The 1,167-nt window shown below is 37.4% G+C and carries 1 protein-coding gene; it reads left to right on the plus strand.

Annotated features, from left to right (window positions below; translation table 11 throughout):
• On the plus strand, positions 1–1,167 hold a 1,167-nt coding region (locus NHF47_RS17190; protein ID WP_252766144.1), incomplete at both ends, for a T9SS type A sorting domain-containing protein.

Below are 1,167 nucleotides of genomic sequence, written 5' to 3' on the forward strand. Positions count from 1 at the left end.
CTAAAGGTCAGGAATTGTGGCAAAAAACCATTGGTGGTAATGGTATGGAAAAACTACTGAGTATTGCTCAAACCCAAGACGGAGGCTACATTTTAGGTGGTACTTCTAGCTCAAATATTTCACCCGATTTAGAAAAGAATTCTTTTGGTAAAAGCGAAGATTCTAGAGGAAATTTAGACTTTTGGATTGTAAAACTAAAAGCCGATGGTAGCATGCAATGGCAAAAAACCATTGGAGGTCAATATGTAGATGAATTAAAAAGTATATCTCAAACCAAAGACGGTGGTTATATTTTAGGTGGTTATTCCAATTCGCCTGTTTCTGGAGATAAAACAGAAGCGAATTTCGGTTTAGGTGATTATTGGATAGTCAAACTAGATGAAACAGGAACTATCGAATGGCAACGTACGCTAGGTGGTGATAAAGACGATAGCTTATTTACCTTATTGCAAACCAAAGATGGTGGTTTTATTGTGGGTGGAAATTCCAATTCTGGAGCTACGAATTCCAAATCAAAATCCAGTCAAAGTGGAAGTGATTTTTGGGTATTAAAACTCGATGAGAAAGGCGCAATCGATTGGCAAGAAACCTATAATTATGGCAAGATTGATGTACTAACCTCTATTGTAGAAAACAAAGACGGTAGTTATTTAATTGGTGGTTATGCACAGGGAGAGTCAAAAGTCAAAAGAGGAAAGTCAAAAGTAGAAAGTCTTAGTTCAGACAAAGAAGGGATTAACGATTATATCGCTTTAAAGATTAATGCGAAAGGAGAAGAGATTTGGAGTCAAACGGTTGGTAGTAAAGGGGATGAAGTCTTAAAGAAACTCTTAGAAACCAGAGATGGTGGTTATCTTTTAGCAGGAACTTCCAAAGGAAGCGCTTCCAGAGATAAGAAATCAGCCAAAGGAGGCAGTGATTTTTGGGTAGTGAAACTACGCGATAAAGAAAAAGAAGAAGAATTAAAAATTAAGGTTGAGGCAATGCCGAATCCTGCGATTAGTTTTACCAATATCATCGTAAACTTTGAATACGAAACGGGAACAGCTACTGTATACGACTTAAACGGAAGAAGCCTACAAACGCAAACGTTACAAGGCGACCGTACGATTCCTATTGAAGTAAGTAACCTACCACAAGGGATTTACTTGGTTGAAATAAAAACCA

Source organism: Flavobacterium sp. NRK F7, from assembly GCF_024054195.1.
GTDB lineage: Bacteria > Bacteroidota > Bacteroidia > Flavobacteriales > Flavobacteriaceae > Flavobacterium.